The organism is Sphingobacterium prati (assembly GCF_013167215.1).
Classification (GTDB): domain Bacteria; phylum Bacteroidota; class Bacteroidia; order Sphingobacteriales; family Sphingobacteriaceae; genus Sphingobacterium; species Sphingobacterium prati.
Map to the genome: position 1 here is coordinate 1144505 of NZ_JABJWY010000034.1, position 21516 is coordinate 1166020.

General features: G+C 40.9%; 17 protein-coding genes. 10 read left to right on the forward strand and 7 right to left on the reverse strand.

The annotated features are described in order from the left end of the window. Positions 1–158: 158 nt before the first annotated feature. The 7 genes from HPC41_RS15075 to HPC41_RS15105 form a co-directional block, all read right to left on the reverse strand. Positions 159–1070 (reverse strand): DUF6268 family outer membrane beta-barrel protein, encoded by a 912-nt coding sequence (locus HPC41_RS15075; protein ID WP_172394781.1) that lies wholly within the window; start codon positions 1068–1070, stop codon positions 159–161. 297 nt (positions 1071–1367) lie between these two features. Then, positions 1368–2972 (reverse strand): RagB/SusD family nutrient uptake outer membrane protein, encoded by a 1605-nt coding sequence (locus tag HPC41_RS15080; protein ID WP_172394782.1) that lies wholly within the window; start codon positions 2970–2972, stop codon positions 1368–1370. 16 nt (positions 2973–2988) lie between these two features. After that, positions 2989–6096 carry a SusC/RagA family TonB-linked outer membrane protein gene (locus HPC41_RS15085; RefSeq protein WP_216660765.1) on the reverse strand — a complete coding sequence of 1036 codons (3108 nt, stop codon included), beginning with the start codon at positions 6094–6096 and terminating at the stop codon, positions 2989–2991. A 410-nt stretch (positions 6097–6506) separates the two neighbouring features. After that, positions 6507–7379 (reverse strand): AraC family transcriptional regulator, encoded by an 873-nt coding sequence (locus HPC41_RS15090; RefSeq protein ID WP_172394783.1) that lies wholly within the window; start codon positions 7377–7379, stop codon positions 6507–6509. Positions 7380–7421: 42 nt separating this feature from the next. Continuing rightward, complete coding sequence (locus tag HPC41_RS15095) at positions 7422–7808, reverse strand: hypothetical protein (protein ID WP_172394784.1); 387 nt, start codon at positions 7806–7808, stop codon at positions 7422–7424. Between the two features lie 17 nt (positions 7809–7825). Next, the gene (locus tag HPC41_RS15100) at positions 7826–8320 is read right to left on the reverse strand and encodes a c-type cytochrome (protein ID WP_172394785.1); all 495 of its coding nucleotides are present in this window, start codon (positions 8318–8320) and stop codon (positions 7826–7828) included. A gap of 258 nt (positions 8321–8578) precedes the next feature. Next, positions 8579–8956, reverse strand: coding sequence for a hypothetical protein (locus HPC41_RS15105; protein ID WP_172394786.1), 378 nt, complete (start codon positions 8954–8956; stop codon positions 8579–8581). Positions 8957–9213: 257 nt separating this feature from the next. Between HPC41_RS15105 and HPC41_RS15110 the strand changes: the two genes are divergently transcribed. The 10 genes from HPC41_RS15110 (at position 9214) to HPC41_RS15155 (ending at position 21467) form a co-directional block, all read left to right on the forward strand. After that, entirely contained in the window at positions 9214–10023 is an 810-nt protein-coding gene (locus HPC41_RS15110; RefSeq protein WP_172394787.1) for a metallophosphoesterase family protein, read from the forward strand. Continuing rightward, on the forward strand, positions 10004–10678 hold the full coding sequence (locus HPC41_RS15115) for a hypothetical protein (RefSeq protein WP_172394788.1): 675 nt from the start codon (positions 10004–10006) through the stop codon (positions 10676–10678). The genes HPC41_RS15110 and HPC41_RS15115 overlap by 20 nt, the downstream gene beginning before the upstream one ends. A gap of 89 nt (positions 10679–10767) precedes the next feature. Further along, positions 10768–11331: an RNA polymerase sigma-70 factor gene (locus tag HPC41_RS15120; RefSeq protein WP_246250683.1), complete on the forward strand. Its 564-nt coding sequence runs from the start codon at positions 10768–10770 to the stop codon at positions 11329–11331. Positions 11332–11352: 21 nt separating this feature from the next. Then, on the forward strand, positions 11353–11955 hold the full coding sequence (locus HPC41_RS15125) for a hypothetical protein (RefSeq protein WP_172394789.1): 603 nt from the start codon (positions 11353–11355) through the stop codon (positions 11953–11955). A gap of 9 nt (positions 11956–11964) precedes the next feature. Further along, positions 11965–13164 carry a hypothetical protein gene (locus tag HPC41_RS15130; protein WP_172394790.1) on the forward strand — a complete coding sequence of 400 codons (1200 nt, stop codon included), beginning with the start codon at positions 11965–11967 and terminating at the stop codon, positions 13162–13164. A gap of 133 nt (positions 13165–13297) precedes the next feature. Beyond that, on the forward strand, positions 13298–15718 hold the full coding sequence (locus HPC41_RS15135; RefSeq protein WP_172394791.1) for a TonB-dependent receptor: 2421 nt from the start codon (positions 13298–13300) through the stop codon (positions 15716–15718). Between the two features lie 28 nt (positions 15719–15746). Continuing rightward, on the forward strand, positions 15747–16970 hold the full coding sequence (locus HPC41_RS15140) for a hypothetical protein (protein WP_172394792.1): 1224 nt from the start codon (positions 15747–15749) through the stop codon (positions 16968–16970). A gap of 19 nt (positions 16971–16989) precedes the next feature. Continuing rightward, a complete protein-coding gene (locus tag HPC41_RS15145) occupies positions 16990–17688 on the forward strand; it encodes a DUF4198 domain-containing protein (protein WP_172394793.1) in 699 nt (232 codons plus the stop codon). A gap of 6 nt (positions 17689–17694) precedes the next feature. After that, entirely contained in the window at positions 17695–19044 is a 1350-nt protein-coding gene (locus HPC41_RS15150) for a PepSY-associated TM helix domain-containing protein (RefSeq protein WP_172394794.1), read from the forward strand. Between the two features lie 65 nt (positions 19045–19109). Beyond that, positions 19110–21467, forward strand: a complete 2358-nt coding sequence (locus HPC41_RS15155) for a TonB-dependent receptor domain-containing protein (protein ID WP_172394795.1) — start codon at positions 19110–19112, stop codon at positions 21465–21467. Positions 21468–21516: the final 49 nt, after the last annotated feature.

A 21516-nucleotide genomic window follows, 5' to 3' on the forward strand; every position in this document is an offset into this window, starting at 1 on the left:
AAATGCAAGACATTAAACTCATAATTTAGGTTTATAATTGGTTAGGTTAAAACGCTTGGATCTCCCCGGTCTAAGCGTTTTTTTATTAGATAGTGTCAATAACTATATTTCAAAACTGAGGTCCGCAGCCACCTTGAATGACAGCGTTTATCAAGCATTTAGTAAGGCATATTCCACTTAATTCCCACTGAGGTATAGAAGGTCGGCGAAAACCTGGGATCGGCCTGTTTCTTTTCTTTGAAGAAACTCTTTAATGAACGGTCATTTTCCACATACATACGTGCCAGGGTGCTTCCTCCTGTCAGCTGTAGTTTGAGGTTTTTGCCAAGGTTAAACTGGGGCTGAAGGCCGGCCGTCAGCAACATAAATCCGCCCAGCGTAGACTTACCGTTCTTTTCACGTTCGGCCGTCATCCCATCCAGATTAACCACCGCCCTTAAATCCATCAACTTATTTACTTGATAAGCAGCGGAGATTCCCTGTGGGAAATTCACGTTGAACTTTACTTTTCCATTTGTTTTCCAGTCAAAATATAATCCCGGCAGGATCATGGGCACCCCAAAGCTGTTGCTCAGTACAGGTCCAAAGCCGAAAGCTAAATTAGGTCTAAACCGTTTGATAAAAAGTGCTCCCCCCTGTCCTAAAACATCCTTACCATTGACTTTGACAAGATCCGAATAGACGCCGACCGATGCAAAGGTCAATAGCGTCCAATTTTTCTTTAGCGAAGTTAAATATTGAAGCCCGATTTCGGCATTTAACATTTCAGTCGGAAAGAGAGATTGCGCATAATCACGATTTTCCATTTTCGCGTAGGAAGCCCCTACTTTCCAGGACCAGCGTTTGATATTACCCAAGGAATCCACTTTGGTCGATAACGGTATTTCAAGATTGAACTGGATCCTTCTAAAGTCACTTTTTGATCCAGTCTTAACACTATCTTCTGGGCGGATATAGTTTGATAAGGGAACGTAGTCGACAACGACCTGTCCTGATACCGCATTTTGGGCATGTGCTGTCAGCGTCGCCAAACTGCTGAACAAGATAGCACATAAAACTTGTTTCTTCATATTTTTTCCAGCAAAGGAAGCATTTGCACCCCAGTAGCTGGAAATATTTTGACGTAGTGCAACTTTATGTTGACCAAGTGCAAAGCGATAGCGATCTTATTAGGCCTGCGCTGAGCACCACGGTCATGCTGTGTATTCTATGAATCACTCTCGTATCGCCAGTAACTGTCTTATTTACAGGAAATACAACATCTGTCTGGAAAACACACGCCATATCGGCAGCAATAAAAAAGACGCCCAATAGCGGGCGCCTTCACCTATAACTAACTATGAATAAAAAAACATTAATTTCTAAAATCAATTGTTCATATCATTTCCTTTCAAATTTTTATTATTGTCCAGTTCAGCCTGTGGAAAAGGATAATACATAGCTTTAGCAGACCAACCCGCTTTTTTTAGCGGTGCCAACCAAGACGCATCGGCCATTCCCCATCGTAATAGGTCAAAATATCGCTGATATTCGCCCAAAAATTCGACGAATCGTTCATGCACAATAATATTTTTGACCGAATTCAATGGGGTACCGTTTTTTACGAGACCTTGCGCCATCAGTCCGTCTACATCAGGAATTGTGCCGTTAGATTTTTGATACCAAAGGTGAGGCTGCTCATCTGGGACAATGTTATTGGCACGTTTGCGGACAAGATTGATATATTGTTTGGCAGCGGTAATATCACCACGTTCATTTAAACACTCTGCATATAGAAGTAAGACATCGCTATAACGAAGAATACGATCATTATTGCCATTATCAAAATCCGCTATCTGGACATCCGGGCAATATTTTCTTGTACCAAACAGGTCTTTGTTAGTGGCTAGATTTTTCATCCAATCGCTATAAGAAGTGACTTTTCCATCCAGTTGGGTAAACTTCGCTCCATTTTCACACCATAGCGTCATGTATTTTCTCGGGTCCCCATCCTCAAATTCATCATGTGCCATTTTGTTGGGAGCCAGATTCCACCATGCGCCACCTGTGCCATCAAACATACCGATTTCTTGCCAGCGCCATGAGCTTGAGATATCATCTCCTAACCAACCTGGTCCATTGTAGAGCTGTACCTCAAAAACAGATTCCTGATTATTCTCTTTCGCTTCCAAAAAATTATCGCGGTAGGAAGACATCAATTGATACTCTTTGCTATCGATTACATTTTTTAATTGGACTTCGGCGTTCGCAAAATCGGCTGCCTGTCCTTTTGCTAAAATTGGCTTGTACATATAGGTTTTAGCGAGATATGCCTGAGCGGCGCCTTTTGTTGCCCTACCAATCATTTTATTGTCGGCATACAGTGCTCCACGAGTAGGCAGTAATTCGGCAGCTGTCTTAAAATCATCAACGATCAATGCATAGACTGCACCGGTCTGTGCATTACTTGGATAATAGTCTTCGTTTGTTTCAACAGGCTTTTGGATCAGCGGAATTGTCTCGCCAAAAAGCATCCCTAGATGTAGATAGTTCAGTCCTCTCAGAAAATACGCTTCCCCCAAAAGTCTATTCTTTCTATTCTGGTCTATCTCCCCAGAAAAATTATTTATGCGCTCGATGGCCAGGTTTGCAGCAAAAACGCCATTCCAAAAGTCTTTCCAGGTCGACGCCGCCATCCCATCGCTCGCAGGCGTGTTATAAGTATCCTGGTACATCGGTTCCCACTTAAAGGTATGGTTATAGTCATCTCCGGGCGCCAATAGTTCGTAGTATAAACTACGGGCATAGCCCCCTTGCGTGCGACCAATCAATGCCTGATAGGCAGGTATTACCGAATTTTCCAACTCATCGGCTGTTTTATAATAGGTATCTGTCGACAATTCCTGTGGATTCGATAAATCCAGATTCGGTTTGCAGCTCGAAAGCTGTAACAATAAACCTACGACACCTAGTTTTATATATTGTCTATTCATGGTAACCCTATATTAATTAGAATGTAAATTGAATCCCGATAAAATATTCTCTCGAATTGGGAAAACTCAGTCCCCAAGGAGTCTGTCCGTCGATTCCACGGCTTAAGTTGGAACGCGTATCACCTGAGCCAACTTCAGGATCATAGCCCGAATATTGGGTAAAGGTCAACAGGTTCTTTGCACCAATATAAAATCGCAGGCGGTCAATCTTCCACCGCTGGAGCGTGGGGCCTGAGATACTATACCCGATGTTGAGCACCTTCAATCTCAGATAAGACCCATCTTCCACAAACCTATTTGATGCTCTTAGATTTTGATTGGGATCTCCCAGTACAGCGCGTGGAATATTGGTATCTGTATTTTTTGGATACACCGTCGTTTCACCTGATACAGGGTTTTTGAAGATGAGTTCCTCTGATCGGTATCGATCAAGAGTAGAAGCAAAATTATTGTAATAATGGTACATACCCTCTCCCCAATAGCGACTATTGTTGTAGATCTCATTGCCTTTACTTCCCTGCCACATCATCGACAGGTCAAAAGTACCAATAGCACTTTCATAACTTAAATCAGCGTTAAAGCCGTAGCTAAAGTCAGGTATTGGACTTCCCAAAAAATCCTTATCCTGATCGTTTAGAATCTTATCTCCGTTCCGATCGTTAAACCTGACATCACCAAGAGCGGCATTCGGTGCAAATACTTTATCGGCATCCAGTTGCGCCTGATCGGTATATAATCCGTTGGTTGTATAACCCCAAAATTCACCCACAGAACGGCCAACCGCTGTTCTTGTTACATTTTCCCCTCCCGGAGCAATACTACCCCATAGAATTTCATTATTGTTACCCAGGCTTAATACGCGGTTATTGACCAAAGATAGGTTTATCCCCAAATTATAACTAAAATTACCCGATTTGTCTCGGTATGCTGCCAATATATCCCAACCCCGATTCCGTATACTTCCAGCATTCAGCACAGGAAAGTTATTCACATATCCAGCAGTAAATGAAATTGGCACATTGATCAGCATATCCTCGGTTTTCTTATTGTAGTAGTCAACTGTCAAAGCGAATTTGTGCTCAAACAATTCCAAGTCGAGGCCAATGTCAGTAGAATATTGGCTTTCCCATTTCACATTTGGGTTGGAGGGGGTCTGCGGTAATGCACCGGTAACCATTACATTATTCAAATAATACCATACGTGGTCGAAGCTGACAGTCCGTTGGTATTGGTATTGTGCAATATCCGAATTACCAAGAAGACCATAACTACCTCGCAGCTTCAGTTCGCTAATAGACGGAAATGCTTTCATAAATGCTTCTTGGCTAATCCGCCATCCGGCAGATACCGAAGGAAAATTTCCGTATCGATATTGATTGCTGAAGTTGGCCGATCCATCCCGCCGCATATTAAATGTCAGTAGGTAGCGACTGTCATAGTTATAATTTATCCGCCCCAACATGGAGTACATTGCGGATTGCCCCACAGCCGAACCCACCAAGCGGGAACTTGCTAAAGAAGCCGAATTGAGGATCAATACATCTGGGCTTGGTAAACCACGAGCGCCGGCATTTACGGCATTGTATCGCGACTCCTCCGAGGTGATACCTGCCAACGTCGATACCGCATGCTTGCCAAAAGTATTTTCATACGTCAAGGTATTTTCAAATAGCCAGCGATTATTTTGGCTACTGGAAATATTGAGTTCATCAGGACTATGATTTTGATATTGGCCGACCGAGTAGTTGCCTATATATCCCTCATTTCGAATACGGCTAATATCTATTCCCATATTAAATTTGTAAACCAGCCCTTTTATAATTTCATAAGTGGCCCAAGCATTTCCATTTACAAAGAAATTGTCGTTGACATTCTTGTTCAGATACGCATTCGCCAATGCACTCTGCACATCGGTTCCATTCCCGGCGCCAGCAAAACCAGTGCTGCTATTGGCGTCAAATAAGGGTAATGTTGACGACCATTTCTGCGCATCGATAATGTTTTTATCACTCCAGTTCCGCCGAGTATACCCGAGCGATAAGGTCTCCCCTATCTTGAGTTTTCCTTTTGTAAAATCAGAGATAAACTGCGTTCCATAATATTTACTTTTATCTTGAATAATGATCGACTTGTCCGTTGAATAAAGACCAGTAAGTCTAAAATTAGCATTTTGGGAGCCGCCTGAAACAGAGAGATTGTGACGCTGATAATTACCTGTCTGTAGTAGCTCGTCCATCATATTATACCCCTGTCCTATTTCCGTGGGTTTGGAAAGCGCTGGCAGATAATCCGTACGATTAGGATCCTTGTTATACATTTCTTCATTGATGAGTTCGGCCAATTGCTGGCCATTGAGCAAGGGGACATTATACGTTATCTGTTTGATTCCGCCAAATGCATTATAATCAAACTTTACATCCGTAGCTTTACCACGTTTGGTAGTCACTAAAATAACGCCATTGGCTCCACGAGCGCCATAGATTGCACTTGATGCAGCATCCTTCAAGACCTGGATGCTGGCTATGTTATTTTCGTCAGGCATTGCTCCGCCAATCATCCCATCCACCACATAAAGAGGATCTGTGCCATTAATGGATCCAACACCGCGAATACGGATTGCTCCATTAGTCACCTGAACTCCCGGCACAGCACTTTGAAGCGTGGCAATTGTACCTCCAGGTACTTTCACAAGATCTTTGGTATCCACAACGGCAATGGAAGATGTCAAATCGACCTTCTTCTGTTTACCATATCCTACGACCACCACTTCATCCACGGCAATTTCAGTAGCAACAAGAGGGATACTGACCTCAGAAGAATTGCCTATAACATATTCCGTATTATTATATCCTACATTGGAAACAACAATTACCTCTCCCGGATTTAGCCTAAGTTCAAATTCTCCTTTTTCATTTGTCGAGGTACTGATTGCTTTATTCTTGACTTTGATCGATGCGCCGATAATAGGTTTTCCATGATCACTTATGATCTTCCCATGGATTACCCGCTCTTGTGCAGATAGGCGTCCAATGGCCATCAACATGGAAACCATCAACAACCACTTCACTTTCCTATTCCTTTCTTTGGCCGTGCAAAAAAAAGAAAATGCAAAATTTTTGTTCATAATCGTTATTTGAGATAAAATTGTCGCACTTGCTTTTAAACGGCAAATACTTGGTTATTTTAAAATATTGGTTATTCTTTCAACACGTTATAGTTATGAAATTCCTAAGGAGATTCACCGCATTACGATCCATATCACTAGGAAGAGATTCATCAGACTTAAAATTTATTGCTATTTAAATTTCGTAGCTAATTCGACAATTGGTTATAGAACAAAGCTATAGGTTATGACAAGACAGCTTTGCGACGAATAATTAAAAGAAGGGTAAAAATGTTTAAAACCTTGCACAAACGACCTAACAGCGAGTCGATAGGCAGCAAAAAAGTCGGCTTGTTTCCATTTTCGTACCTATTAGTCATAGGCGCAAAAAAGCCTTTTTCCCGGAATGGAAAAGGCTTTTTCGCACTTGTTTAATCCTTTTGGTTTTTTCTAAATTCTTCCGGACTATGCCCCTTCTTTGCTTTAAAAAATGTGATAAAATAAGGCACATTTTCAAAACCAAGTTCAAAGGCAATCTCCTTTACCGTTTTGAATGTATGGTATAGTAAGCGCTCCGCTTCCAATACAATCCGATCCCGAATGAGTGTACCGCAGTTCATGCCCCGCTTTTCACGGCATATACGGTTTAAGTAATTGACTGAAATATTCAATCGACCGGCGTAGAAGGATGGAAATCGTTGCTGTTTATAATTTTCGTCCACTAAGGTTTCAAACGCGACCATTTTTTCCTCTTTTTCGTCCATCTGCACAAACCCAAAATTCTTTGTAATTTGGCGACCCAGCATCTGAAGCAAAATATTCAGGTAATTACGCAGGACCTCCCTCGATCCCAGTTTAGCTGTATCGTATTCTACCCGCATCAGCTCCATTAGGTGGATGCATCGTTCGATGTCATCACTAGTCAGTACAAAGCCATTCATCCGGTTGCTCTTTAAAAAGTTAAAATAGGGCACCGCTTCCGTATTGTATCGCTGCATAAAAAAAGCTTCGGTAAAAAGGATCACGCATCCTTCCACAGGTACATTATGCTGGAAACTGCAAACGCAATTAGAACTTATGCTTACGATATCATGCCGGCCCATGGTATACATTCTTTTATCAGCCATCATCACGAGGTTGCCCCCCCGAATCAACAATAAAATATAGAATGAGTGCGCATGCAGTGTATTCTGGTTGCCTTTAGCATGTAAATATTCGGCGATGGGCATAATAACAATCCCGTTGGAAGCCGAATCAATATCTCCTAGTCTTAAAAAATCTAGTTTTTCTTTTCGTATTACCATTGTCTTATTCTTTTCTTCAATAAAAAACTTAAGGGGAAACGGTTATACGATAGGGGGTTTAAAAATCCGCATGAACGTGCCTTTGCATAGCTTGTTATCCTTTGTCGGCGGACAGCTCAACTTTAAAAACAAACTAAATGGTTGCTCCCAAGTGAGCGGATTGACGAGTTGGACAAATAGCAATATTTCGGCACTTTTCACTTTGATAAGTACATCGCTAACATCCTTCTGTTCCACAGTCTTTTCACTCAGGTAACAGAAACCTTTACAGGTCGCAGCAGGTTCATACCGGTAAACACATAGATTTTGTTCAATATAGTCCTGATTGCACTCATAAGCGACAAACACCCACAATAAATTGGTTGCTTGTAAACAAATTACCCAGGCAATAAGTACACAAAACAATGTTTTCACCTTAAAGGATTTCATTGGATCAATTCAATATCTTATTTCGTTGTGCTATTCCGCTCGCGGAGATACTCCAAAATTGCACGAGCCTCCTCTTCCTTTAAGCCTAGACTAGTCATTGGCGATGCAAACTCCTTGCTCAATGCTTTGGCATCTGGATCCTTTTCAAGCATTGTCGCAGGGTCGAGCATCATATTCATGATCCATTCCGGTGTACGCCGTGTGACGATGCCATTCAGTGATGGACCTACCAATGTCCGATCGAAGCCATGGCACATCGCACATTTCGAAACAAACAACTCGACCCCTTTAGTTGCGAGCTGCGCATCAAAAGGTTTATGTGCAAAAGATTTGATGGCCCCGACGCCTTTCGGTCCATCTATTTTATAATCCAGCATTTCAACCGTTGATGTCGTACTCATGTGTTCGGCAGCATTGTTTTCCGGCGCCTCTTTTTTGTTCCCGTCGCCAGCGCAGGCTATAAAAACGATAAAACCAAAACAGGTTAAAATAATATTGAATCTATTTTTCATTTTTTTCTCTCTTCATTAATTTCATTTAAACAATACGAAGTATTCCTAGACCCTTCCTATCTGCACAGGATTCAATAACATCCGCTGACGGCCCTTCTAGCCCACTATAGGCAAGCCTCTATTGGACGAAGAATACGCAAGGCAGGTGATCAGCGAAAGGACAGTATGGGCATAGTTATCCCGTGAAAGATAAGACATGCGGCGCAATCCACTAGCATAAAATGCGAATCGCTGTATCCAGTAATTTTATCAGAAACGTTAAACGAGCGGTGGGTGAAAAATAGAAAAGATGGGACGGTAAGCATAATCTTCTTTCACTTCTGGAAAAGCCAGTGTAGCGGCTATTTCGTCAAAAGTAGAAACTTCAAAGCTAAATTTCAGGGAAGTATTGATAAAAACAACATCAATAATACGTGTTTCAAGGTTTTTTTGCTCCTTCTCTTCATGCTCACGCATCTTTTTCATCAATATACATTGGCCTCGACAGGAAAGCGCTTTTTCATTAAAGCGATTGATACATTCATACCTGGCAATGTAATCTCTATTAATCTGAAAAACAGACCATATCCATACATTAGAGAAACTCTGGAGGAGCATCAAAGGTAATAAGATCCATATGAATTGTTTCGCTTTCATGTCTTGACAATGTAGCAAATATAATAATTAATAACACCCAAGCTGGAAATAATTTAAGAATTCCAATAGAAAAACAATCTCCCCGCAAGAGATGAATCCACAAAAAGTCGTTTGGGTTATAATCATGTACTGATACGCTATAGCGTCAAAATCAGTCTGTATAATATCATTTAAGCGTAATAATAATTTGTAAAAGCGAAGCAATCTATCCCTAAAACTTACTTTTGAATTCAAAAAGTCAACAACTAAAAGCTCAGATGAAAAAATTTTGGATTTATATTGTACTCGCTTCCATTTCACTTCTTATTCATAGCTGTAATATGTTTGATATTCACCCATACGCTGGTAAAATAGAAGGAAGACAAGACATCAACCGTGATAACATTATAAAAATCGAACGTGATTATGCTGACAAAGACACAATAAAGTATGCGTTTATCAGTGACTCGCAGCGCTGGCATGACGATCTTGACGATTTTGTAAAAATAGTCAACAAACGTAGTGATATTGATTTTATTATCCATGGGGGGGATATCAGCGATTTTGGCCTCACCAAGGAATTTTTGTGGCAACGCGACATCCTGGAAAAGCTTAAACAGCCTTATGTAGCGCTGTTAGGCAACCACGATTGCCTGGCCAACGGCGAAGAGATTTTTGAGCAGGTATTTGGCAGCCCTAATTATAGTTTTATTGCAGGGAAAACGAAATTTTTATGTCTAAATACCAATGCATTAGAATCGGACTATTCGACACCGGTGCCTGATTTTTCATTTATTGAGCACGAACGCCAAACGGATAAAGGGCGTTTTGAGCAAACAGTTGTAGTGATGCACGCCAGACCGACTTCAGACCAGTTCAACAACAATGTGGCTGCTGTCTTTCAATATAGTATCAGGCAATACCCCAATCTACTCTATTGCAGCAATGGCCATGATCATACCTACCAGCAGGAAGATATTTTTAACGATGGGATTATTTACTACGGTACCCCCAATATTGGCAAACGTCAATATCTAATTTTTACAATCACCAAGGATCACTATACGCATGAACTTGTCTCTTATTAATACGCAAAAACTTTTTATCGCGCTTGTTTCTCTATTCCTTTCAACAGTCAGCCTAGCCCAGTCATCCGATCAACAGCAGCGCGATACGCTGTCCAGCAGGGGCAATACCAAGGAACTTAAAAGAGCAGCCCTCAGCCTTGTCCCCTCCAGCTATATGATCCAATATGCCGGTTCCATCGGCTTACTATCTGCGGGTGCTGGATGGGATTATGGTAAACAAAAACAATGGTCAACAGACTTCTTAATGGGTTATGTACCCAAATACGATACCGACCGTGCCAAGCTCACCATGACCATACGGCAGTCTTATACCCCCTGGACGGTGCAGCTTCATGAGCAGCTCAGCTACCATCCCTTGCGCACTGGCATTTACCTCAATACAACACTTGGCAAACAATTCTGGTACAAGGAGCCGGACAAATATCCAAGTAGTTATTATAAATTCTCCACCAGGTTACGGATCAATATTTTTGTTGGCCAGGATTTTAGCTATAAGTTCAAATCAAGCACCTCCTATTTCGAAGGCCTAAAATTTTATTATGACCTGCATACCAGTGATCTTTACCTAATCAGTGGTATACAGAATAAATATCTGAAATTTGACGACTACATTGGGTTAGCATTGGGCATCAAATTTCAAATCAGAAGAAAATAAAAATTTGTTTGTATCAGATGATCAAAGAATTGATATTTGCCGTCATCTTTATTTGTAATAAGTCTAAATAGAGTGTATATTTGTTCGCTTTGAAAATCCCAATACGTAAAATAGCGATCAGCAAACGACAATTTGAAGAGTTTTTCCAAACGTATTGGAAAAGGATGTATGCTTTCGCGCTCAAAAGCATCGGGGACGAAGATGATGCCAAGGAGATTGTCCAAGATGTTTTTAAATCCCTATGGGAAAGAAGAACTGATCTTCAGCTAAGTGATGCTGAACGTTATCTTTTGCGCTCAGTGAAATTGAAATCGCTGGAATTTCTTAGAAATAGAAGCAACAAGCAGCGGCATCACGATTTAATCTCAAACAGCGAAACTGAATTTTATGAAGACAATAACCTTTATTACAAAGAACTTAAAAATCATTTGGATAATGCTGTTGATTCCTTACCCAAGCAATGTAAAAACGTTTATAAACTGAGCCGAGATGAGGGATTGACCAATAAAGAAATCGCAACAAACCTATCGATTTCAGAAAGAGCGGTCGAATACCATATCAGCAAGGCATTATCAGTGATCAAGATCAGACTTAAAAAGTATTGTAATATCCATATTGCTCGATTCCTATTAATTACTTTTTTGTACTTTTGAATGAATACGGATTATCAAAAAATGGAAATCAACCAAGATATACTAAAAAAATATGCTTCAGGTCAATGTTCTGAGACTGATAGGCATTTAGTCGAAAAATGGTTGAACGATGATTCCTGGCACAGTATCGCTGAAAGCACTGCAGTAAACGAAGAAGTTGGCTCTGCTATATGGAATAAAATCACAACAGATGCTACTCACAACCACAAAATAAACTGGGGCAAAGTTACTGCAGCAGCAGCTGTCGTTTTTGTGATCGGCTTTTCTATTTTCCATTTTTCTCACCCTACTTTAGATAATCATACATTTAGTAATACGTCTGTGGACAACAGTAAATTCTTCACCGAAGACCACTATGATGTGCAGTTAAGTAAAAATAGTACAGCCCGTATTGATCTGATCAATAAAAAACTAACGTTCTCAGGAGACTTTATCATCAAACCCAAAAGGGATTTTGAGCTTTTGGACAATAATCATAATATCTTGGTATTTAAGGCTGGAAAAGAATATTTTGTCTCTGATTCGCCAGATTTTGGTAAAATCGTTGCATTTCAAAAAAGTGACCTTGCTTTTTTACCGTCAAATATGCAAATTAAGATCAGAGAACAATTTCAAAGCATTTAAAAGATAAGCATGAAGCGATTATTATTATTGTCTTTTCTAGTAACCGTCATTTTTTCGTGCAGGCAAATTTCCCCAAAAAAAATCGATCCAAATTTTGTTCTTTGTTTGTTCAACAAAGATGAAAACCCGAGCAGTTTATTGTTTGCCGAAAGCTTAGATGACAACGGGAGTACTACTCTTCAAATCCCCCTATCCACCTCGCGTATACAGGAGAGAGAATATATTTATAAAAATGGCTTCTTTTATAGATTATCGAGCCAGACAAGTGTCTTTAGCAAATACCAATTGCAGGGGGCATCATTAATTCTTATCGATAGTATATCATTAAAGAACCGTGATTTTGAAACAATCACATGGAAAGACGATAGCAATCTCATTGCAGCCTGCCGTGAAAATAGTGTCGGTGAAAAAAAACAAGCCCGCATCTACCAAATCAATGTTGAGGCGATGCAGATCGTAAAAGAAAACACCATTATTTTGCCATTTGCCACAAAAGAATATGCTGCGCTACACGTTGGTCTTGTAGATATTGAAAACGATGATCTTTGGCTAGCCTATTCCTATTTTAAATCAACGGGAAAATATAGCTATACAACATCCGATACGACCTATTACGCCACCATAAAATATGATAGTTTTAAGCTTACTGATATTCAGAAAGAAACACGTTCGACTTATCCCGGTGGCTTCAATATCATACAATCCTATAGTTTTAAAAACGAAGCGGGTGATTATTATTTTATGACCAACCCCGGCATTGCGTTGGGCAATAACCCGAACTTGCCAACAGCCATATTTAGGAAAAAAAAAGGCCAACAACTCGTTGATCAGGACTATATGATCAATATTTCCAAGTCGATCGGAAATCACGCTTACGGGCTCTGGTATGTTGGCAACGGAAAAGCTATTATCCGTAATGAACAAAAGAAGCTGTATACCGATTTCTCCAATTTTCATGCTGTCTATCAGTTTGAGTATAGGTTAGTGGATTTAAAATCTGGAACCATCGAAAAAATTCCGTTTCCGTTGGATAAAGGCACGCAGAAAGAGAACGTATGGAGCGATAAAACATACGTATATATTGCCATAGATGATTCAAATGACGAGCATCGTGTCTGGAAATATAACCTACAGACAAAAGAGATTTCGAAAGGAATCAAACTCCCCTCTACCACAAACTTTATTGTCCGTATGGATTATTTGAAATGATTACGCCTTCCGCTATCAAAAAAATAAGCCTTATAATCAACTATTTATATAAATTTTAAAAAAAAGACCAATATCAACATTCGGTAAAAGATAAGTATAGGCAACCCTCTTATATATACTTAATCTAAATAAAATGTTGAGGTCAACATCTACTTTTGTTCTATTACTAATTTTTACAGTATTTACACAGGCACAGACAGCTAAAAAGCATGCTATTTCGGGTTTTGTCAAAGATAATTTTGGAAAACCGATCGCAGGTGCGACGATACGACTAAACGATCAGCACACAGGTACATCATCCGATGTAGACGGATATTATAAATTGCAGACAAGCAGCTTCAATGACGCCATCATACGCGTTACCGCAGTGGGCTACAGGCTCGAAGAAAGAGCCTTAAAAGGTAAATTCAACCAAGACTTTCAGCTCAAAGAAGATCGTAACTATATAGAGGAAGTAACTGTATCAGCGCGTGGAAAAACTGAAAATGAACGTAAGCTTGCCGAGATAAAACGTTCGGGATTTAATGTGAGCGTCATCGATATGAATGTATATGCCAATCAGACAGCTAACATAAATCAAGTTTTACGTACCGCGCCAGGGGTTACATTTCGTGAAGACGGAGGTTTAGGATCAAATTTTGTATTTCGCATCAACGGATTAGACGCCAAAATATATATAGATGGTGTTCCGATGGACAACTTCGGATCTTCAATGTCACTCAATAACATTCCTGTCAACTTGGTCGATCGAATCGAGATTTACAAAGGGGTCGTTCCAGCCTTCTTGGGGTCTGATGCCTTGGGAGGGGCTGTCAATATTATTACAAAACAGCGATCAAGACATTATCTGGATTTGAGCTATAGCTATGGGTCTTTCAATACACATCAGGCAGCCTTGGTCGGTATGTACACAAATCCTAAAAGCAAATTGTTCATCCGAACCAATGCGTTTTACAACTATTCAGATAATAATTATACGATGTACAGCGAGCCGAAATACGGTGTAGTATACGAAACGACAATTGACAATAAGTTCGTCGCATTGGATAAAGTTAAAAGATTTAAAGATAGATACTATTCTGCTATGGGGCAGATTGAAGTTGGTTTACGCGATAAGAGCTGGGCGGACCAGTTTTACATAGGATTGACCTATGCGGCCAATAATAAACAAAATCAATTGGGGGCAACAATAAATGATGTAAATGGCGGTGATTGGAAATCGTCCAACTATCTGATGCCCGCGATCAGTTATAAGAAGCAAAATTTTTTGGTGAATCGCCTGTTTGCAGACATCTATACAAGTGCAAGCTATGACATTGCCAATATTCGCGATACGGCGCTTTACAACTACAATTGGAGTGGATCCTGGATTTCAAACCCAGGTTCTTCAAATGTGAATCAGCAGAAACATGAGGAACAAAAGACAAGCAATTATTTAGCGCGATCTAATTTCAATTACGACTTTGATGAAGAACGGAACCACAGCCTGAACCTCAATTATAATGTAAACACAAATCATCGTAAGACCTACGATAAAATAGCAGACTACAATACTTCGGGCTTACCCAGTCGCATGACACGTCATATTGTAGGGCTGTCGTGGCAAAACCAATGGTTCAATAAGCGGTTGGTCAATAATATTGCCATTAAATACTATGGTCTGAATACATACAAAGAAGTTGATGAGCGCGAGTTTGATACAAATAATCAACTTTTAGGCGGAGCAATCGTTTCATATACCAAATACTTCAACTATCAGGGATATAGTGTTGCATCAAGGTACCGGATCTTTAGAGATGGTGGTGTAAAGTTTTCCGCAGAAAGAGCCTACAATATGCCCACGATGGGTGCGCTATACGGCGATGGCCAGAATCAAATTGCAAATTGGGACCTTAAACCTGAGCGAAGTGATAATCTAAACGGTGGATTCTACTACAATACTTTTTTTAATGACAATCACTTTATCAATTTTGATATTTCAGGCTTTTATCGTTTGACAAAAGATTATATCAATACACATATTGTCACTGTTGATGGACAATCAAAATTTCAGGCGTACAATATACCCGGGGTGAAGCTTTATGGTGCCGAAACCGAAATCCGTTATGGATATAAAGATGTCATCACAGCAGCAGTCAATGCCAGTTATGACAAAGCTTTAGATAACAAAAAATATACAGATGACACCAACCAAGAAGTTAGCCTGACCTACGGGTACCAGATACCAAATAGACCCTGGGTATACGGAAACCTTGAAATTGGGTTAGCCCAAAATGATTGGTTCGAAAAAGGTAGCCGCACCCAATTGTCCTGGACGACACAATTTACACGCTGGTATTATCTGAGTGATTCACACTTAGGCTCATTGACCTCAAAAAACCACATTCCGAGTCAAAACGTACATTCCGTGATCCTAACCTATTCCTGGAATCGAAATCAATACAATATATCGGGGGAAGTTCGAAACCTGACAAACGAAAGGGCCTATGATAATTTTCGTTTACAAAAGCCCGGTAGAGCTTTTTATATCAAACTCAGAGTATCGCTCATGTAATTTTTAAACAATTAATAACAAATAATAAATGAAACAGAATCGTATTTTAGCTTACTGCGCACTGGCAGTGTCCTTATTAGCATCTTGTAAAGATAGTCCAGATATCCCTGAAACGACAGAGAAAATAAGCACCGAATATTCCGTTTGGGTAACTTCGACTACAGGCTCTTATATTTTGACGACCGATGATTTAATGAAGAATACATTGTTGACGCCTGCTGGAAATAAAGGCATCGATATTTCAGGCTACTTACCGGGAGATTGGTATGGTGTATATGCTTACAATTATCAAGGGAAATTCTACTTGTCTAACGATGGTACACGTTTCAGCCAACTGGAAATTCAGGATAATGCAACAATGAAGGAAACGAACAATTATGCTTTTCCAAGTGCATTTTACCTGGGAAAAGTATTAAACGAACTCAATTCCAAAGATGAATTGGTGATAACAAAGACCGCAGGGACTTATAATGCTGCAAAAAATGTCCTGGAACAACCCATTTATTTTATGAATGTCAATAATTTAACACTCAATAAAACATTGACTGTCGATATCCCTTTCTTAGACTACAAGCCATTAACACCAGACAATAAACCGTATATAGCTCCTTATATGGTGCCGACTAGTTTTACAGTCAGATCAGGAAAAATGTTTGTTGGACACAAATACAGGGGATCGGACGGAACAGGCAATAAAGATATTCTGGATTCAACATTCGTTTACGTTTGTGACTATCCATCAATGGCCAATGGCAAGTTATTGAAAGACGCCAGAGGTGGCATAGTGGCTGGCCACTGGGAAGTGAATAATACCACATTCTTGGATGACAACAACGATTTGTACATTTTGACCAAGAAAATCGGACCATCAACCTACGGATTAGTACGGATCAAAGCGGGTGAAACAGAGATTGATAAAGATTATTTCTTTGATTTGAAAGATTATAATGTATTCAAAAATACCTCTGCTTCCACGATCCAAAAACTAGGCAATGGTAAAGCATATATCAGCCCTTATGTAGTGGATCCTGCGAATAAAAAAATAACTGCCGATTTGAGAATCCTAACGGGTGGGGCAGAACCAAAAACAACAATGAATCTGATCGAGAATGGCAAGTTATACGATGCATTCAAAACAGACGCTTCCAAATGGTATATCTACGAATACGATCCTGCGACAAATGCGGTGAAACGTGGCGCTGAAATCGATGGTGGAATTACCCATGTATACCATATCAATAAGTTGAAATAAAAATTTTTAGCATAATGTTATGAAAAAACTATTATCTACCCTCTTCACACTATTTATAGTTTTGTCGGTTTCCGCACATGCGGTATTTATTGAAACTTCACTGAAAGGCACCAAGGGCGAGCCTCATGCCTTAAAAATAGTCTATGGCGAACCCAATGAACATGAACTCGTCTCCAAATGGTGGTGGTACAAAGAGGGCATGCAGATTAACTTAACGCTGATCAAACCTGATGGCAGCACATCGACATTGGCGACTACCGCGCAGGGTGATCACCTATCGGCAACATTTGTTCCTGACCAAGATGGTGTCTATCATGTTTCTTTAAAAAGAGATACCGAACGAAAAGAAGGCGCCAAAACGCAATATCAGATCAATGCCATAGCGACCATTCATGTTGGTCATTCCACCCTTGGAAATACAGCGTCGCATCTTGCCAATGAGCTCTTTGTTTTTACCGGCCAGACTTCATTTAAAAACAAAAAAGAGGTCTCACTGACCTTATTCCAAAAAGGCATACCCACAGCAAATACTGCTGTTCAAATCATTGCGCCCAGTGGCTGGGTTAAATGGTTGGAAACAGACGCGCAGGGTGTGATCAAATTTATCCCTGAATGGAAGGGCAAATACTACGCAGAAGTATCCCGAAGAGAAAAGGTCGAAGGACAATCTTTTGAAGAATATAGCCGCACCAGCTCCATGAGCTTTGCAGTAAACTAAGCGGAAATGGCTGTAAGAAGGAAAAAAAGCTCACTGTTTCGCTTAGTCAATAATTGGCTGCACCTTTGGTTGGGGTTGACCTCAGGTATTATTGTCTTTGTTAGCTGCCTGATGGCCTGCCTCTGGGTGTTTAATCATGAAATTGTAGATCTTGTTATCCCGAAAAAAGAACGGCAATATATCCTTGCTTCAAGTCAGTCCTTGATTTCGCCATCACGTATTGTTGGGATCTCCGATTCGCTCTATTCAAATGCCTCCGTACAAGGCATTACCTATACCCGGGATCGCCCCGTCTCCTTTACCATCAAAGAAAAAGATGGTAAAGGAAAGGATGGTCGTCGACCAGCAAAACCACAGGTGCATCTATTACATCCCTACACAGGCCAATATTTAGGTTTGCAAAAGGAAGACAATTCCGAGGAAGCACAGTTAAGGGAAAAATTGAATGGCTTTTTTGCCTGGACATTGAGCGGGCACCGCTTCCTCTGGCTTCCGAGAGCTATCGGACGCCCCATCGTCAACTATGCGACCTTAGTCTTCAGCATTACCCTGATCACAGGGTTGATATGGTGGTATCCCAAGAAATGGACAAAATCTACCAGGGAGAAAAGCTTTCGGATCAAATGGAAAGCTGGTTGGAAACGCGTCAATCTTGACCTTCACAATGTCATTGGATTTTATTCTTTTCTTTTGGTGTTATTACTGGCGGTGACGGGAATGTATTATGGTATCGAGTGGTTCAATCGGGCTTTATATTGGTCGACCAACTGGGGAACACCTCTGGCCGAACGGACATCGGTATATTCGGATTCAACAAAAATCGATCAATTGGCACATTTTCCGAAAGCTTTTGATCAAGAGATCCAGGCTATTCTAACACAATATAAAGATCCACATTACCTGACGATCACTTATCCGGATACCGAGAAAAAAGAGGGCACGATATCCGTATACATTCGAAACGACATGGATCGGCAGTACAACAACCGCTATTATTCGTTCGATCGGTATACAGGTGCCTTTTTGCCCAATAATATAACCTTATTTAATAAGGACTTTTACGACCTTAGTTCCGGTGAACAGTTCAGGCGGCTCAATTACGATATCCATGTAGGATCGATCTGGGGCTTTCCGACGAAAGTATTGGCTTTTGTTCTCACTTTTATCGCAGGCTCCTTACCCATTACAGGTTTTATTATCTGGTATAACCGCAAGTGGGGTAAAAAAAAGGGACGCCGCCTTACAGCTGCAAAAGACGCTGTATCAACTGATGACGCTACAGCTCTAAATACGACAACAGACCCAATAGTAAAAAAAACAGCGGTCCGTTTTCGTCCAAAATCTACGAATCCATAAGATTATAACGTATCTAAGTTTATGCTAAGACGGTTCTTTCTTTAGAAAGGACAAGGAATATTATTATGACGAAATCCACATTATTAACGATTCTGCTTTCAAGCTCGGCCATGGAACTCGTGGCACAGACGAAATTATCCGGAAAAATATTTGACAAAGACGGGCAGCCCCTTAAAGGAGCTACTGCCAGTCTTTTAAGCCTACCCGATTCGGCATTGGTTGCACAAGCTGATGCCGCTAAGGACGGTTCATTTCTATTACAGGCAACTAAAAATGGAGATTATGTAATCCGCTACAGTTCCGTTGGTTACGCGACGGTATTAAGTAAATCTTATACATTATCTGGAGCTGAACAAACCGCCACACCACTATTTTTACAAGCCCTCGCATATACAATGGAGACAGTCAATGTGATTGGAAAGCAAGCCAGTGTGCGCCAGTATGCCGATAAGATGGTTGTCGATGTCGAAGGTAGCGTATTGGCAGAAGGCAACAATGTACTTGAACTCTTGGAAAAAACACCCGGTCTAGTTTCCGACGGTAAGGGAAATTTTTCCATTCAGGGCCGTGCTGGTGCCAATGTGCGCATCAATGGCCGCGAGATGTTTGTCTCAGGCGAACAGCTTGCGAGCATTCTACGTGGGCTACAAGCATCCGAAGTCTCAAAATTGGAGCTGATCAGCAATCCCTCTGCGCGCGAAGATGCTTCAGGGACGGCCGGAATCATTAATATCGTGACCAGACGAAACGGAAAAAGAGGCTTTGGTGGGGATGCTTTCGTCCGTGCAGGCCAGGGCCGAAAATTCTATGGCGGCTTTGGTGGAGGCCTACACTACAAGGTCAATGATCTGGACTTGTATGTACAAGGGAATACCAGTTATGACCGAAGTAAAAGCCATAATTTGACCGAACGAAGCTTTTTTAATCAGGGTAGCTTAAGCTCCTTTCAGCAGCAGCATGAAAGCAAACAGCTCGATGACGCCTCCTTCCATAGTGTAAGGGCAGGCGCTAAATATGAATTTTCAGACGGTGGCATCCTAGATGGAAGCGTGCACTGGATGAAGGGTAACTATAAGCCTTACGCAGCGATCGAGATGGATACCTGGGACTACCCTGCTAACATACTGACCGAACGGGCTCTCAGTAACAATCGTTTTGATGAAACTTTTAAGAACTGGACATTTAACATTAATTACATCAATAAATACGAAGGCGAAGACCACTTTTTAAAATTCAATTTTGACTTTGCTCCCCACGGCAACGATTACAACAATCGATTTGAAACGAATAAATTCAATTTACAAACAAACACAAAATCTGTCACAGGACGGACCAATGTGCAGGATTTGAGTAATACAACCTATTCCGGAAGGCTTGATTATAGCAAACCCATAACTGATTCGAGTAAGATCGAACTCGGCTGGAAAGGGACCTACTTTTACATCAAAAATGATGTGATCAATACGATATTGGATCAGGGTCAATGGTTGCGCGATGATGCGACTTCCAACCGTTTTCAATACACACAACATATTGAAGCTGTATATGCCATCTATTCCGGTAAATACAAGCGGATCGAATATCAGGCTGGCCTGCGTGGCGAATATACCTTTATAGACGCCAATCAGGTCACTTTGAACAAAAAAACTGATCAAAGCTATTTTGATCTCTTTCCCAGTGGGTCACTGCTGTACCACCTCAATGATAAGAACACCTTAAGGACATCCTTTAGCAGCCGTATTGAGAGGCCGGGCGATCACGACATCAACGTCTTTCGGATCTATGAAGATGCTTATAGTTACAACGAAGGGAATCCTGACTTAAAGCCGGAGAAGAGTTATATTACTGAAATAGGCCATGGCTATCAGAATAAGCTATTCACGACATTGGGCATTTCATATGGGCGGGATATGATCAATTGGATTGTCCGGCAGGGAGATCGGGTCGGCGAAAATCTATCTAGGCCGGAGAATATCGGACGTTATCTGAATTATAGCGCCAGTGTGATGTACAATCAGACGTTACGTTCATGGTGGACAGCAAGCCATTATGTAAATGCATTTTACAATAATTATTCTGGCCAGATCGATGAGGTCAACCTCGATTCAAGAGGCTCCAGCTGGACAGCCAACAGTCGCCATAGCTTCCAATTCAAATACGGATTGCGCACTGAAATAGCACTTTACCACCGATCAGGAATTACAACCGGACCTTCGCGGACTGACAAACGTTATGGACTAGATCTGGCTGCGGAAAAGAAGATGTTTGGCGACCACGGGATGATTAAGCTGGCTGCAAATGGTTTACTTCGAAATGGCAATCCGCGGTTGGTCAGTGAATATGGAGACTTGAAAGTATTTAATTCCGATTTCCCTGACAATAGAAAAGTCTTATTGTCATTGAGCTATCGGTTTGGAAAATAAACCAAACAGATCTGAGGCGGAAATCGATACATGGGCAGACTACCTATTT